The sequence below is a fragment of the Streptomyces sp. NBC_01471 genome (genome assembly GCF_041438865.1).
In the GTDB taxonomy this organism is placed as follows: domain Bacteria; phylum Actinomycetota; class Actinomycetes; order Streptomycetales; family Streptomycetaceae; genus Streptomyces.
The window spans coordinates 465,732-479,802 of the sequence record NZ_CP109451.1; the positions used below are offsets into that span (position 1 = coordinate 465,732).

A 14,071-nucleotide genomic window follows, 5' to 3' on the forward strand; every position below is an offset into this window, starting at 1 on the left:
GACCGGCGGACCGGTCACAGGTTCTCCAGAACGCCGACCAGTTGGGCCGGCAGCGGTAGTCCAGAGATCTCACGTGCGAGATCGCGCGCCCGGCCGCGGTAGGCGGGGTCGGCCAGGAGTTCCCCGCACGCGTCCGCGATTGCGTCCGCGGAGTCCTCTCCCGGCATGAGCGTGATCGCCGCTCCGTACGCCGCCATGCGGCGCGCAGCCGGGACGAGGATCGGGCCGTTGGGAATGAGAAGTTGGGGGAGACCGGCGTTCATGCCGGTCATGCTCGTGACGCCGCCCGCGTGGTGCAGGAGCAGATCACAGGTCGGCGCGACGACGTCGAGCGGGATCCAGCCTGCCCGTACGCCGGCGAATTCGGCGCGCAGATCCGCCGCGACGGCTTCCGGTGCCGCGACGACCAGGTCCACGTCCAGCGCGCCGATGCGTGTGGCCATGTCGCGCAGGAATTCGTAGCTGTTGTCGTAGCTGGCGCGGGACGCGCGGCTGCCGGACGTCACGCACACCCTGGGGCGGTCCCCGCGGCGGTACATCCATGGCTCCAACGCCCGCTGTTGGTTGCCCGGGATCCACCGCATGAGCTGCGCAGGTGCGGCGCCCGGAGGCCGGACTCCCGGCGGGCAGATGTCGATGAAGAGCTCGGGCTCGGGGAACCGCTCCAGGCCCAGCGAGTCGAGTTCCGGCCGCAGCTCCAGGGCGGCCCCGGGGTGGATGGCGTCGGCCTCGATCGCGTCCCAGGCCTGGCGGACGAACGGGACGCCGAGGTGGGCGGCGAGCAGCCCGGCGGCGTACGACAGGGTGCCGCCGACGACCAGGTCCGGACGCCAGTCCCGGGCCAGCGCCAGCAGCGGCTCGATGTTGGCGGCCGCCATGCGGCCGAAAGCTCCCCCGGCGAACCGCTGGCCCTCCGCCGGATCGGCGGGGATGGTCAGCGGCCGCCCCGCCCGGTCGAACGTGAGGAAGTCCCCCAGCGGCCGGGAGGTGAGCGCGATACCAGGCAGGCCCGCCCCCGCGACGACCGGCATCATGTCCGCGTGCGCGGCCATGAACACCTGGTGGCCACCGTTGCGGGCGGCCGTGGCGAGCGGGGACAGGGCGAATACGGTCGCCTGGCTCCCGGCGGCGACGAAGAGTATCTTCACGGTTTCTCCGGCCATTCGGCCAGCAGACCGGCGGCTGCCGTGTCCTTCAGGGAACGGGCGCCCGCGTCCTTGGGGGACATCAGCGGGGGCTGTGTGTATCCCCAGGGCAGCGCCAGGTCGGGGTCGAGGGGGTCGATGTCGATCTGGGTGCCCGGCACGTAGACGCTGGACAGCACGTAGCAGATGGTGGCGTCGTCGGTGAGGGTCAGGAATCCGTGGCCGACGCCTTCGGGTACGTAGACGGAGACCCCGGAGCCGGCGTCCAGGACATTGCTCGCGCTGCGGCCGAACGTCGGTGAGCCGACGCGAAGGTCGACAACGAAATCCCGCAGGGCACCGCGTACGCACGTCACGAACTTGGCCTGTCCGGGCGGCACGGTCACGCTGTGGATACCGCGCAGGGTGTTGCGCCGCGAGACCGAGTAGTTGATCTGGCGGGGTTCGAAGGACCGGCCGGTGACGCGCTCGAACTCATCGGTCCGCAGGGACTCGTAGAACGTCCCCCGGTCGTCGGATATCTGGTCGGGCGTCACGGTGAAGGTTCCCGGCACGTCCAGTTCATCGATGCGCACGGCCCGCCCACCCCTGCTCCAAGTCGGTGACGACCCGCGAGGGCGCGGGCATCCGTTCCATGTCCGACCGCAACCCGGCCGCGGCCTCGGCGTAGCGGGGGTCGTTCAGCAGGTCGGCCAGCGCGCCCCGCAGCAGGTCCGGCCGGTCCTGCGCCGCGGCCGTGTCGAAGGCGATCCCCGCGCCCGCAGCGGCGAGCTGGTCGCCGTGTGAGAAGTGGTCGGCGAGCTGGGGCAGGACGAGCTGCGGCAGTCCGAAGGCGGTCGCCGTCATCGACGTGCCCGCGCCGCCGTGGTGGACCACGGCTTCGCAACTTCCGAAGAGCAGGTGCAGCGGGACCGGGTCGACCAGCCGCACCGAGTCGGGCAGCGGCCCCAGCTCGCGCCGGAACCGCTCGTCCACCGTCGCGATCAGTTCGACGCCGGGCTCGGCGCCCAGTATCCGGAGCGTGCGGCGGGCGAACGGCACGCCGTTGAGCGGCAGGGTGCCGCCCAGCGTGACGGCGACCCGGCGCAGGCCCGAGAGGGTCCTGGGTTCCCTCAGCCAGGGTGGCAGTGGGCCGTTGCCGTTGAACGGCACGTAACGGATCGGCTTGCCCTGCACGGCGCCCGGCAGCTGAAGGGCGGACGGGCACGGGTCGAGCAGTACCGCGGGGTCGGGGAGTTCCGCCAGGCCCAGGCGCGCGCAGACGTCCCGCAGGGCACGGCGGGCCTCCGGGCGGGCATCGCCCGACATCGGGTCGACGCCCCAGCGGTGCTGCACCACCGGGACCTTCAGCACCGCGCCCACCATGAGCGCGCTGAATTCCAGCGGATCGGACACCACCAGGTCGGGCCGGAAGGCCCGGGCGAACTCCAGGTACTCGTCGGCCCAGCGGGCGGCGTGCGCGGCCCACAGTCCGGCGTAGCCGCTCATCCGGAAGGCCGTGCGGGGACGGGCCTCCAACGGCCGCTGCCCCGGCTCCAGGCCCTTGAGCAGCATGGCCTCGCCGTCGAACGCGTCACCGAAGCCGACGCCGTTCAGTCCGGCGGAGCGGACCACCCCCAGCACGTCGGGCTGGCCCGCGACGAGCACCTCGTGCCCGGCCGCCCGCAGCGCCCAGGCCAGCGGGACCAGGGGCGTGAAGTGGGTCGGTGAGGGCGTCGCCATGACGAGGACGCGCATCTGTTCTCCTCTGCTGTCCGTTGCTGTCCGTTGCTGTCCGTTGCTGCCCGGAGGGATCGGCCGGAGGTTTCCGGCGTCCGCGGACCGGCTCAGATCAGGTGTTCCAGGTCTGCGGCGACCCGGGACGGGGCGGGCATCGCTGCCATCTCCTCGCGCACCGCCCCGGCCGCCTTGGAGTAGCCGGGGGCCGACAGCAGTTCCCCGAGCGCGGCGCTCAGCCGTTCCGGGTCGTTCTGGGCCCCGGCGCTGTCGAGCGTGATGGCCGCGCCCGCCCCGGCCAGCCGGTCGCCGTGGGCGAACTGGTCGGCGATCTGCGGGAGGACGAGCTGCGGCAGCCCGAAGGCGGTCGCCGTCATCGCGGTGCCCGCGCCGCCGTGGTGGACGATCGCGTCGCAGTCACCGAGCAGCAGGTTCAACGGAACCGGGTCGACCATCCTGACCGTGTCCGGGACCGGCCCGATCTCCTGCCGGTGCCGCTCGTCCACGGTGGCGATCACCTCGGTGCCCGGCAGCCCGCCGAAGGCCCGCAGCAGGCGGCGGGCGAGTGGGACACCGTTCAGATCGAGGGTGCGGCCGCCGAGGGAGACCACGACCCGGCGGGTACCCGCGCGGCCGGCACGGCCTGCCCTTGCCCAGTCCGGAAGGGAGCCGTTGCCGTTGAAGGGCACGAAGCGGATGGGGGTGCCCGGCACCGCTTCCGGCAGTTGCAGGGAGGGCGGGCACGGATCGAGCAGCACCGCCGGGTCGGGCAGCGCGGCCAGGCCCAGCCGGTCGCAGAGCCCCTGGAGGCCGCGGCGGGCCTCCAGGCGCGCCGTGTCCGACATGGGGTCGACGCCCCAGCGATGCTGCGCCACCGGGACGCCGAGGGCGCCGCCGACGATGAGGGCGGAGAACTCCAGCGGATCGGACACCACCAGGTCGGGCCGGAAGGCCCGGGCGGTGTCCAGGTAGGCCTGCCACATGTAGCGGGTGTGGGTCGTCCACACGCGTCCGGCGCCGCCCATCTCCTCCAGCTCGGCCCGGGAGCGGGTCTCCAGCGGCCGCTCACCCTCGCGGAGGCCACCGAGGAGCAGGTCCTGCACGTGGAATCCGACGCCGACGCTCACGGCGTTCAGCCCGGCGGAGGCGACCGCCCCCAGCACATCGGGCTGGCCCGCGACCAGCACCTCGTGCCCGGCCGCCCGCAGCGCCCAGGCCAGCGGGACCAGGGGCGTGAAGTGGGTCGGAACGGGCGTGGACAGCATCAGGACGCGCATCCGGTCTCCTCCGGTGGTGCGTAGGTGCGGGGCGGCGTCATCGGCCGGCCCTCACGGGGTGGGGCGCCGGCCCCAGGCGGAAACCAGCAGCGTGGTCATGTCACGTCCCTGGGGGGTGCCGAGCAGACCAAGGAACTCGGCCAGTTCGTCCGCCGTGACCTGGCCGCTCTCGACGAGCGTGTGACCCTCCTGTCGCATCCGCAGCCCGATCAGTTCGTTGTCGACAGCGGACTGGCCGGGACCGGCAGGCGTGACCCGCGTCCCGACCTCGTCCAGGCCCTTTCGGGCCAGAGTGGCGGCCAGCCGTCGCCCCCAGCGCATGTCGGCTCCCTGCTCCTCCATGTGCCGGACGTAGGCCGCGACCAGCGAACGCCCCACCGCGGTGGGCGAGTCGGCGCCCGGCAGGTAGTAGAAGTCCTCGATGACGAGCCAGCCGCCGGGAGCCAGCCAGCCCAGGACGCGGTCCAGCAGCTCCTCCGGGTCCTTCAGATGCTCGAAGACCGCTCGGGAGAAGATGAGGTCGAAGGAGCCCGGTGCGCATTCCAGGTCCATGACGTCCGCCTGTTGGACCGTCAGGGTCCGAGAGCGGCCGGCGTCGAGGTGCTGGGTGTCGATGTCGACCGCCAGGACGCTGCCCCGGTCCGCCCGGTCCGCGAGCCAGTGGGCGACCGATCCGGCGCCCGCGCCCAGCTCCAGGCAGCGCCAGTCGCGACCGACCGGCAGGCCCTCCAGGATGGCGGTGCTCGCCGGGTCGTACTTCTTCTCGAAGAGCCGCACCTGGTCGAGTGCGGAGACCGCGCCCGCGGTGAGCGATCCGGTGCTGTACGACGGCCCGGGCCGCGCGGCGGCGTCGATCTGCGCGACCAGGGTGCACATCACGAACTCCGGCGGGCCGGTCTCCAGCGCGGCGATGGCCTCCTGGCCCGCGGCATTGCGCGGGTCGGCCATGTAGGAGCGGAACGCGTCCTCGCTCACCCACTGTGGGTAGTTGACGTACGTGGTGCCGTCCAGGCTGATGCAGGGCTGCGCCGAGATGAAGCCCGGATGCCGCCGCTTCCAGTCCCCGGACTCCTGGAGCAGCCCGGCCAGCGCCCGGGCGCTCTCGTGGCCGGCGACCCGGCGTTTCGCCACGGACATGATGCCGGGCGGTTCGGTGGCCGCGGGTCCTTCGACGCCGGGGGCCGGGGTGCCGCCGAAGCTCGTGAGCGACAGGACACCCGGCCGGTCGGAGAGCGAGCGCAGCGGGCTGTCGGCGGGGCCCCGCGTGAAGGAGTCGAGGAAGGCGCGCTCGCTCGACCACTCGACGCGGTTCACCACGCTGGTGCCGTCCAGACTCAGGTGGATACGGGCGGAGACGAATCCGTCGAGGTGCCGTACCCAGGCGTGCACCTCGGCGGCAAGGACGCTGGTCAGTTCGTCGGCCGTGCCGGGACGGTCGACCCGCAGCTCCTCGAAGGTGACGTAACCGGGGGGACCGCCGGGGACGGCGGCGTCGTGGGCGGGCATGGTGGAAGTCATCTGCAGCTCCTGGGCTGTGTTCAGCGGAACCGGGCGGCGTTCTCCGCGGCCCAGTCGCGGAACGTGCGTGGTGTGCGGCCGGTGATGTCCTCGACCGTTGTCGTGACGAGCTCGGGCTCGACGACCAACATGGCGAAGTAGTCGAGGGCCCCGTCTGCGTAGGCGGGCGGCCAGCCCGCATTGACCATGGCTTCGCGGGCGTTCTGGTGCGGGACGTCCTCCCAGCGCAGCGGACGGCCGACCGCCTCGCCGATGATGGCCAGCTGCTCGGCCTGGGTGATGGCCTCGGGTCCGGTCACCACGTACTTCTCGCCGACGTGGCCGTCGGTGGTCAGTGCGCGCACCGCCACGGCCGCGAGATCCGCCTCGTCGATCGGCGACCGGGCCGCCGCTCCGTAGGGTGAGCGCACGACACCGTCGGCCAGGATCTGCTGCCTCCAGGACAGCACCGCGTTTATCGCGAAGCCGGAGGTGCGCAGGAAGGTCCACTCGACGCCGGTCTCCTCGATCAACTCCTCCAGGTAGGCGTGGCAGTTGTTGTCCCGCCGCTCCAGCCCGAGGTGGACACCGATCGAGGAGACGAAGACGACGCGCCGGGCCTGCTCGGCGATCATCTTCACGACGGTCGGCGCGGTGTCGACGTTGAGGGTGAAGAAGGGCCACATCAACATCACGGAGCCGACGCCCTCCAGGGCGGCATCCAGGCTGCCGGGATCGAAGAGGTCGCCGTACACGACCTCGGCCCCGGCGGGCAGCCGGTCGGCGGCCGGGTCGTCGGCCAGCAGCAGCGCGCGCACCCGGGCGCCGGATTCCAGCAGCTGGCTGACGATGTGCGGGCCGATATTTCCGGTGGCGCCGGTAACCAGGACGACATTCTGCGCTGACATTCACAATTCCTGTCTGTGGCGTATCGGTTCGTAAAACGGTTCAGGGGCATGCGGTGAAATCCGCATGCCCCTGAACCGTTCGGACAACGACGTGGGTGACTTCGCTGGACCTGGACGATGCCGGGACCGCTGGGGTTGATGATCTCCGGCAGGGTGGTGCGCAACTGCTCGAAGCTCGCCCCGGGCCGGCTTGGCAAGCCCGGTCCATCCTTTCCTCGGCACCGTGGTGGTGACGTGGAAGGTGACCAGCCGCCCGGGCCGAGGAGCCACGGGAGTGGCCGGTCCGGGCGCGGCGCGAAATGCTTCTCCTCATCGGGCAAATCCCGTCGAACGACGTCGGCCGGCGGGAATCAAAATGTTCGCTCGACGCAATTCTGCGGAAACTAGTGACTAGCTTCTTCGCTGCCGGAAGCGTGGTCAAGACGTTCTGTTTCAGACTTCGCTGAAGTTTCGTCACGTCGTCGCAGGTATGGAAATTGCGCGTGATGCCGATGTCAGAGCAATGCAAAATGCGGCCGGCCGGCCGCGCCGGAGCGCCAGCCGACAGGGACGTCAGCGGGGCGGCGCCAGCCCGCGGTCCGGCGTGCTCCCGCGCCACCCGGACCACCCGGACCCCCCGCCATACGGGCCAGCAGGACCGCTGTGAGCGCCGCCAGCTCCTCCGGGGTGGGCGCGCCCCGCTCGATCCGTACGACGCCCTCGTCGCCGCTCACTGCGGCGGATTGCCGTGCTTGCGCGACGGCAGGTCGGCGTGTTTGGGCCGCAGCATCTCCAGCGCCCTGACGAGCACCTCACGGGTCCGCCGGGGGTCGATGACATCGTCCACAAGGCCGCGCTCGGCTGCGTAGTAGGGGTGCATGAGCTCGCTCTTGTACTCCTTGATCTTCTGCTCGCGCACCGCCCCGGGGTCGTCGGCGGCATTGATCTCGCGGCGGAAGATGACGTTGGCCGCACCTTCGGCGCCCATGACCGCGATCTCGTTCGTCGGCCAGGCGTAGGTGAGGTCGGCGCCGATGGACTGGGAGTCCATGACGATGTACGCACCCCCGTAGGCCTTGCGCAGGATCAGCGAGATCCTCGGCACGGTGGCATTGCAGTACGCGTACAGCAGCTTGGCGCCCCGCCGGATGATGCCGTTGTGCTCCTGGTCCACGCCGGGCAGGAATCCGGGGACGTCGACCAGGGTGACCAGGGGGATGTTGAAGGCGTCGCAGAACTGCACGAACCTCGCGGCCTTCTCGCTCGACTGGATGTCGAGGACACCGGCGTAGGAGGCGGGCTGGTTGGCGACGATGCCCACCACGTCGCCGTCGAGCCGGACCAGGGCGCAGACGATGTTGGTCGCCCAGCCGGAGTGGATCTCGAAGAACTCGCCGTCGTCGACGATCTCTTCGATGACGCGGCGGATGTCGTAGATGTGGCTGGGGTCGGCCGGAACGACACCGAGCAGTGAGTCCGTCGTCCGGTCGGGCGCGTCGTCGCTCACCAGCCGGGGCGGCAGTTCCCGGTTGTTCTGCGGGAGCATCGACAGCAGGTAGCGGACCTCGGCGATGCAGGTCTCCTCGTCGTCGTACGCGAAGTGCGCGACGCCCGAGGTCTCGGCGTGCACGTCGGCGCCGCCGAGCCCGTTCTGGGTGATCTCCTCACCCGTCACCGCACGCACCACGTCCGGACCCGTGATGAACATCTGCGAGGTCTCGCGGACCATGAACACGAAGTCGGTGAGCGCCGGGCTGTAGGCCGCGCCGCCCGCGCACGGGCCGAGCATCACGCTGATCTGCGGGATGACACCGGAGGCGCGGGTGTTGCGCTGGAAGATCCCCCCGTACCCGGCGAGCGCCGAGACGCCCTCCTGGATCCGGGCACCGGCGCCGTCGTTCAGCGAGACCAGCGGGGCGCCGGCCGAGATGGCCATGTCCATGATCTTGTGGATCTTCGTCGCGTGGGCCTCGCCCAGCGCGCCGCCGAAGATCCGGAAGTCGTGTGCGTAGACGAAGACAGTGCGGCCCTCGACCGTGCCCCAGCCGGTGATCACACCATCGGTGTACGGCTTCTTCGCCTCCAGGCCGAAGCCGGTCGCCCGGTGCCGGCGCAGCTGCTCGACCTCCTGGAACGAGCCCGGGTCCAGCAGCAGGTCAATGCGCTCACGTGCCGTCAGTTTGCCCTTGGCGTGCTGACGTTCGGTGGCGGAGGGATCGAGTCCCTGGCACGCCGTCTTCTTGATCGTGCTGAGTTCATCCACACGATCGCTCAGCGGTATCGGTCCGAGCGCCTCCATGACGCCGATATCGTCTGCTATGAGCATGACGTTGACCCTCCGGGTGACTTAGGCCTGATACGGGGTGTTGCCACGTGCTTCGCGCAGCGCGCCGGCCCACCGGGCGAGCTGAGCCGACAGGCTCGACACGCGCCACTGGGTGCGGTGCTGGTCGATCGGGTTCTTCAGGGGCACCGGGAAGCCGTGGTCGTACTCGGGGTGACGAGGACGAACACGTCGGCCTCCTCCCCTCAGACTGCGGCGGAGAGCGCCGGGGCACCGAAGAGCACGTCCACCGGCAGCCGGTGGACGGACGTCGGCTCGGTGACGGGGGCCCTGAGGGCGACGGCGCCGTTGTGGTGCGGTGCGCAGGGGAGGTCGATGAACGACCAGCCGGCCGGCCGGCGCGTGGCGTCGGCGCCGAGGTAGTCCAGGGACGGCTGCCTGCTCAGGCCTGTGCCCAGCCCCTTCAGATAGGCCTCTTTGCGCGTCCAGATCCGGCCGAACGCCTCATGGCGCGCCTCGGGTGACGTGCCGGCCAGCTCCCGTTGTTCGTCGGGGTGCAGGGCGGGGACGCAGTTGTCGACGGTGCTGGTACGCGGGATGCCCTCGACGTCGGCCCCCACGGGTGCCGACGCGACCCCCACCAGGGCCATGCCCCGGCTGTGGGAGAGGGAGAAGTGGAACGGCGGGTCGGGGACGGCCACGGCCGGCCGGCCGTGCGGCTCTCCGCAGCCGGGGCACGGCTCGCGTACGAACGGCACGTGCTGGGGGGCGAGGTCCAGGTAGCGCGCCAGGACCAGGCGCAGCGCGATGTGCGCGGAGAGGTAGAGCACGGAGTCGGCGGGGCGCAGAAACGTCGATCCGCGGTGGCGTTCGTGGTCGTCGAGATGGCTCTGGTCGATCAGGTGCGCGATCTTGTCGTGCCGCGGCAGGCGCAGCAGCCATACGTCCAGCCACGGGTCGGCGGGGTCACTCACCCGGGCCGCCGAAGTGCTCGCCTGCAGCAGGTCGCTCCGCTTCATGTCGTACGCCGGCTTCTCCGGGCGTGGACGGAGTCACCGGGGCCGAGCTGTCCCGCCAGGCATTCGATCAGCTCCGCGGCGCTGTTGGCCAGAAGCAGCATCTGCAGATTGACCTCGACGCCGAGAGCGGTCTCCATGCGGTTCTGTATCTGCAGGCCGGCCACGGACCCCACGCCGAGGCTGTTCATCGTGCACCCGGCCGTCTCGACGGCGTTCGGGGCGATGCCCAGCACACGGGCGAGTTCCTGACGCACGTACTGGTCGATGATGTCGGTCCGCTCCTCCAGCGAGAGGGCGCCCAGGGTGTCCCGGTCCGGGACATGGACCGCGGCTCCGAGTATCTCTTCGTCGGCGTCCTCGTCCCGGTCGTCGAAATCCCGGTCGTCGATATCCCAGTCGGCGAGATCCCAGTCGGCGAAATCCGGTGCGCCGAAATCCCAAGCGATGTCGGTGGGTTGAATGGTCATTGGTTCCCTTCCACGTCATGCCACGGGTGTGCGGGCGCTGTGGCGCCGAAGGGGCCGGAGCCCCGTGAGACCTGCGAGGAGACCCAGCGCACCGACAGCGGTGACCAGGGCCAGGGCGGGGCGGCTGTCCGTCGCGACGGAGGCGGCGGACCCCGACACGCTGTGGCCGTACAGGAGTGCGGCCACGGCGGCCGGTACCAGGACCGCGCCCAGTTGAACGGCGGTCTGGTAGATGCCCACGGTGGAGGCCCGTTCAGCGGCCGGGACACCGGTGGTGGCCTGGACGTTCAGGGCGGTGAACGCAAGGACGAACCCGGCCGCCACGCAGAGCAGCGTGGGCAGGACATCGGCCGCGTACGACACCGGTGCGCCGTGCCGCAGGTACAGGGCGTAGCCGGCCACGGGAACCAGCGCCCCGGCCGCGATCAGCCGGGGCGGGCCGAACCGGCCCACCATGCGGCCGGACAGCAGGGCGGTGACCGCCAGCGGAAGACTGGCGGGCAGCAGGGCCACGGCGGTCCGCAGCGCGGACCATCCCCACAGCGACTGGAGCTGGAAGGTGATGACCAGCAGCAGCCCGAGGTAGGACCCGTTCAGCGCCGCGGCACCCAGTGCCGAACGGACCATCGTCGGTTTCGTGAGTACCCCGGACGGCAACAGCGGCTGTGGCGAGGCACGTTCGGCCCGTACGCACACGGCGAAGAGCGCCGCGGAGACCAACGCGGCGAGCACGACCCTGGTCCCTCCCCACCCGGCTTGCGGCACCGAGACCACTGCGTACACGAAGGAGAGGAGACCACCGGTGAAGGTCAGCGCTCCCGTCGTCCCGAGCCCGGCCGGTGCGGCCGGGCCCGGGCTGTCGGCCGGCACCAGACGCAGGCCGAACACGAACAGGAGCAGCACCACGGGGGCCGGGAAAGCAAGCGTCCAGCGCCAGCTCGCCTCGGTGAGCAGACCGGAGAGCAGCAGCCCCAGGGTGAACCCGCCTGCTCCGAAGAGGCTGTAGACGGACACCGCCCGGGTACGGGCCGGCCCTTCGGGAAACGTGGAGCCGATGATGGCCAGGCCGGTCGGCGCGGTCAGCGCGGCGCAGAATCCCTTGACGAGCCGGGTGGCCAGCAACAGGCCGGGTCCGTCGGCGCATCCCGCCACCACGGACGCCGCCGCGAAGACGAGGAGCGCCGCCAGATAGACCCGCCGCCGCCCGTAACGGGCCACGACACGGCCGCCGAACAGCATCAGACCGCCGAACCCGGCCGCGAATCCGGTCAGTGACCACTGCACGGCGGTCAGCGAGAGGTGGAGACCTTCGCCGATCGACGGCATGGCCACCACCACGACGGAGACTTCGAGCGCGTCGACCAGCATGTTGGCGGCGAGTACGAGCAGCAGCCCCCACAGCCGGGGGCTCCAGTCCGTGGCCGGCGCGGTGTGCGGAGGTGTCTTGAGTGAGGTCATGATCCTGTTCCCCGGTCGGATGTCGGTCCCTGGTCAGCCCAGCAGCGTGCCGCCACTGGCGTCGACGAAGGAGCCGGTGATCCAGCGGGCCTCGTCAGAGGCGAGGAAGGCCACCACGTCGGCGACGTCCTCGGGCTCGCCGACCCGGTTGAAGGCCGACAGCTGCGCCATCTGCTCCACGGCTTCGGGGATGTCGAAGACGGGGTTGCTGTTGCGCGTGATGCCGGGCGCGACGCTGTTGATGGTGATCCGCCGGGGCCCGAGGTACTTGGCGAAGTGGAGCGCCAGCTGCTCGACCGCGCCCTTGGTCATCGCGTAGGCGATCTCGTCCGGGTTGGCGAAATGGGTCAGCCCCGAGGAGATGTTGACGATGCGACCGCCGTCGGGCATGTTCTGCAGCGCGCGCTGGATGAGGAAGAACGGCGCCTTGGCGTTGACCGCGAAGAGCCGGTCGAAGAGCTCCGGAGTGGTGTCCTCCGGCTTGACCCCGCCCATGACACCCGCGTTGTTGACGAGGATGTCCAGGCTGGTCGAACCGACGCGCTCCCTCAGCCCCTCCTCCAGGCCCAGGAAGAGCTCGTGAACACCGCCGGTGTCACCGAGTTCGGCCCGGACGGCGAAGGCACTCCCGCCGTCCTTCTCTACGGTGGCGACCGTCTCTTCGGCCGCCTCCTTGTTTTCGGTGTAGTGGACGACGACCAGTGCGCCGTCCTGCGCGAGCCGTACGGCGGCCGCCCGGCCCATGCCCCGGCTCGACCCGGTGACCAGTGCCGTTTTGCCGTTGAGCCTGCCCATGGTGTCTCTCCTTTGATGTCGCGGTGTCGCCGGTGATCTGTCGGTGGTGACCGGCCCGAACCAGCGGTCGGCGGCGGCGGCGAGGCCCTCCGCCGCCTGACCGGCCCAGGCGATGTGGCCGTCCGGGCGGACCAGGACGGAATCGGCGCCCTGAAGCGCGCCCGGTCCGGCTCCGGGCGGCAGCGTCGCGGCGACCGTGGTGATGCGGCCGGCCCACGGGGCGGCGGCCTCGCGCAGTTCGGCGGTGTGTTCGTCGTCGCCGGAGAGGTCGAGGAGCAGCCCGCGCCCGGTGCGCAGGAGCGCCGCCGCTGTGGCCTCTTCGCCGCCGGCGAGCGGGATGTGCGGGAGCGCCGTGCCCACCAGCGGATGGTCCGTGTCCGCACGGCCGTACCGGACGTCGAGGCCGGAGATCATGCCGGCGAGGTGGGTACGGACCGGCTCCTGGGACACGAGCTCGCCGAACACCGTCCGGACCGCCTCGACCTCGTGTCCGCCGAGCAGCAGCAGGGCCTGCGCCTTGATGTTGGCGAGGGTCCGCCGCCCCACGGCGTGGCGTTCGGTGTGGTAGCTGTCGAGCAGGGCGGGGTGTGCAGCCCCGCTGACCTCCCGGGCCAGCTTCCAGCCGAGGTTGACCGCGTCCTGCAGACCCAGGTTGAGGGCCTGGCCCCCGATGGGCATCTGTACGTGTGCGGCGTCGCCGGCGAACAGAACCCGGTCGTGGCGGTAGGACTCCAGCTGCCGGCCGGCGTCGCCGAACGAGTTGACCCACAGGGGCGTGCCGCCGGCGATGTCCTCGCCGGTGACACGCTTCCAGGTGTCCGCCACGTCCTTGAACGTGGGTTCGCCGGTGCGCTCCCCGGCCCGGCTGCCGAACGCGTGCACCATGACCCGGGTGACGCCGTCGGGCCGTCTGGCCGCGATGGCGAGGCCCTTGTCCAGCCGTTCGAAGCGCCGGTTGGGGATCTCGATACCGCTGACGTCGGCCCTGATGAGTTCGCGCTGCGCGTCCTGACCGGGGAAGGCGGCTCCGGTCAGGCGGCGCACCGTACTGTTCTCGCCGTCACAGGCCACGAGGTACTGCCCGCGCAGCCGGACGGTGCCGCCGGGGCCCGCCGCCTCGGCCTCGACCCCTTCGGCCGTCGCCGTCAGCGCCCGCAGCTCGTGCCCGCGCCGGACCACTGCCCCCAGGGACAGCGCCCACTCCAGCAGGAGTTCCTCGGTGACGGTCTGGGGCACCTTCCACTGGCCGGAATAGGGGCCGGGCAGTGTCAGATCGAACGGGATCCCGGCGAAGTGCCCCCGGGGCTCGTTCGGAGGACTGCCGAGCCCGGCGAGCAGGCCACGGCTGTCCAGGATCCCCATCGTGCGGGCGTGCAGCGTGGAAGCCCTCGACTCGGTCGTCGGCGCGTCCAGCCGGTCGATCACGACGACGTCCGCACCGCCGAGTCTCAGTTCACCGGCGAGCATCAGCCCGACGGGCCCCGCGCCGACAACGACGACCTGGGTGTCCAGCGTGTCGCGGGCCA

Annotated in this window: 13 protein-coding genes; all 13 read right to left on the bottom strand. The window is 71.2% G+C overall.

Going from position 1 to position 14,071, the window contains the following annotated elements:
• Nucleotides 1-14: 14 nt before the first annotated feature.
• Nucleotides 15-1,148 (bottom strand): glycosyltransferase, encoded by a 1,134-nt coding sequence (locus OG285_RS38010; RefSeq protein ID WP_331760441.1) that lies wholly within the window; start codon nucleotides 1,146-1,148, stop codon nucleotides 15-17.
• Nucleotides 1,145-1,720: a dTDP-4-dehydrorhamnose 3,5-epimerase family protein gene (locus OG285_RS38015; protein WP_331760442.1), complete on the bottom strand. Its 576-nt coding sequence runs from the start codon at nucleotides 1,718-1,720 to the stop codon at nucleotides 1,145-1,147. Before OG285_RS38015 ends, OG285_RS38010 begins: the two co-directional genes overlap by 4 nt.
• Nucleotides 1,707-2,882 carry a nucleotide disphospho-sugar-binding domain-containing protein gene (locus tag OG285_RS38020; protein ID WP_331760443.1) on the bottom strand — a complete coding sequence of 392 codons (1,176 nt, stop codon included), beginning with the start codon at nucleotides 2,880-2,882 and terminating at the stop codon, nucleotides 1,707-1,709. The genes OG285_RS38015 and OG285_RS38020 overlap by 14 nt, the downstream gene beginning before the upstream one ends.
• 89 nt (nucleotides 2,883-2,971) lie before the next feature.
• On the bottom strand, nucleotides 2,972-4,138 hold the full coding sequence (locus tag OG285_RS38025) for a nucleotide disphospho-sugar-binding domain-containing protein (protein ID WP_331760444.1): 1,167 nt from the start codon (nucleotides 4,136-4,138) through the stop codon (nucleotides 2,972-2,974).
• A gap of 51 nt (nucleotides 4,139-4,189) precedes the next feature.
• Entirely contained in the window at nucleotides 4,190-5,656 is a 1,467-nt protein-coding gene (locus tag OG285_RS38030) for a methyltransferase domain-containing protein (RefSeq protein WP_331760445.1), read from the bottom strand.
• A 20-nt stretch (nucleotides 5,657-5,676) separates the two neighbouring features.
• Nucleotides 5,677-6,543, bottom strand: a complete 867-nt coding sequence (locus OG285_RS38035) for an NAD(P)H-binding protein (RefSeq protein ID WP_331760446.1) — start codon at nucleotides 6,541-6,543, stop codon at nucleotides 5,677-5,679.
• A 494-nt stretch (nucleotides 6,544-7,037) separates the two neighbouring features.
• A complete protein-coding gene (locus OG285_RS38040; RefSeq protein WP_331760447.1) occupies nucleotides 7,038-7,256 on the bottom strand; it encodes an acyl-CoA carboxylase epsilon subunit in 219 nt (72 codons plus the stop codon).
• On the bottom strand, nucleotides 7,253-8,848 hold the full coding sequence (locus OG285_RS38045; protein WP_331760448.1) for an acyl-CoA carboxylase subunit beta: 1,596 nt from the start codon (nucleotides 8,846-8,848) through the stop codon (nucleotides 7,253-7,255). The genes OG285_RS38040 and OG285_RS38045 overlap by 4 nt, the downstream gene beginning before the upstream one ends.
• Before the next feature lie 21 nt (nucleotides 8,849-8,869).
• Nucleotides 8,870-8,995, bottom strand: a complete 126-nt coding sequence (locus OG285_RS38050) for a hypothetical protein (RefSeq protein WP_371793740.1) — start codon at nucleotides 8,993-8,995, stop codon at nucleotides 8,870-8,872.
• Between the two features lie 56 nt (nucleotides 8,996-9,051).
• Complete coding sequence (locus tag OG285_RS38055; protein ID WP_331760449.1) at nucleotides 9,052-9,825, bottom strand: 4'-phosphopantetheinyl transferase superfamily protein; 774 nt, start codon at nucleotides 9,823-9,825, stop codon at nucleotides 9,052-9,054.
• Entirely contained in the window at nucleotides 9,822-10,292 is a 471-nt protein-coding gene (locus OG285_RS38060; protein WP_331760450.1) for an acyl carrier protein, read from the bottom strand. The genes OG285_RS38055 and OG285_RS38060 overlap by 4 nt, the downstream gene beginning before the upstream one ends.
• Nucleotides 10,293-10,307: 15 nt before the next feature.
• Complete coding sequence (locus OG285_RS38065) at nucleotides 10,308-11,750, bottom strand: MFS transporter (protein WP_331760451.1); 1,443 nt, start codon at nucleotides 11,748-11,750, stop codon at nucleotides 10,308-10,310.
• A gap of 33 nt (nucleotides 11,751-11,783) precedes the next feature.
• The gene (locus OG285_RS38070; RefSeq protein WP_331760580.1) at nucleotides 11,784-14,012 is read right to left on the bottom strand and encodes an SDR family oxidoreductase; all 2,229 of its coding nucleotides are present in this window, start codon (nucleotides 14,010-14,012) and stop codon (nucleotides 11,784-11,786) included.
• Nucleotides 14,013-14,071: the final 59 nt, after the last annotated feature.

Bases quoted from the DNA above. Each gene is read 5' to 3' on its own strand.
- OG285_RS38025 (WP_331760444.1), bottom strand. From the start codon at position 4,138: ATGCGCGTCCTGATGCTGTCCACGCCCGTTCCGACCCACTTCACGCCC.
- OG285_RS38030 (WP_331760445.1), bottom strand. From the start codon at position 5,656: ATGACTTCCACCATGCCCGCCCACGACGCCGCCGTCCCCGGCGGTCCC.
- OG285_RS38035 (WP_331760446.1), bottom strand. From the start codon at position 6,543: ATGTCAGCGCAGAATGTCGTCCTGGTTACCGGCGCCACCGGAAATATC.
- OG285_RS38065 (WP_331760451.1), bottom strand. From the start codon at position 11,750: ATGACCTCACTCAAGACACCTCCGCACACCGCGCCGGCCACGGACTGG.
- OG285_RS38070 (WP_331760580.1), bottom strand. From the start codon at position 14,012: ATGCTCGCCGGTGAACTGAGACTCGGCGGTGCGGACGTCGTCGTGATC.
- OG285_RS38045 (WP_331760448.1), bottom strand. From the start codon at position 8,848: ATGCTCATAGCAGACGATATCGGCGTCATGGAGGCGCTCGGACCGATA.
- OG285_RS38055 (WP_331760449.1), bottom strand. From the start codon at position 9,825: ATGAAGCGGAGCGACCTGCTGCAGGCGAGCACTTCGGCGGCCCGGGTG.
- OG285_RS38020 (WP_331760443.1), bottom strand. From the start codon at position 2,882: ATGCGCGTCCTCGTCATGGCGACGCCCTCACCGACCCACTTCACGCCC.
- OG285_RS38060 (WP_331760450.1), bottom strand. From the start codon at position 10,292: ATGACCATTCAACCCACCGACATCGCTTGGGATTTCGGCGCACCGGAT.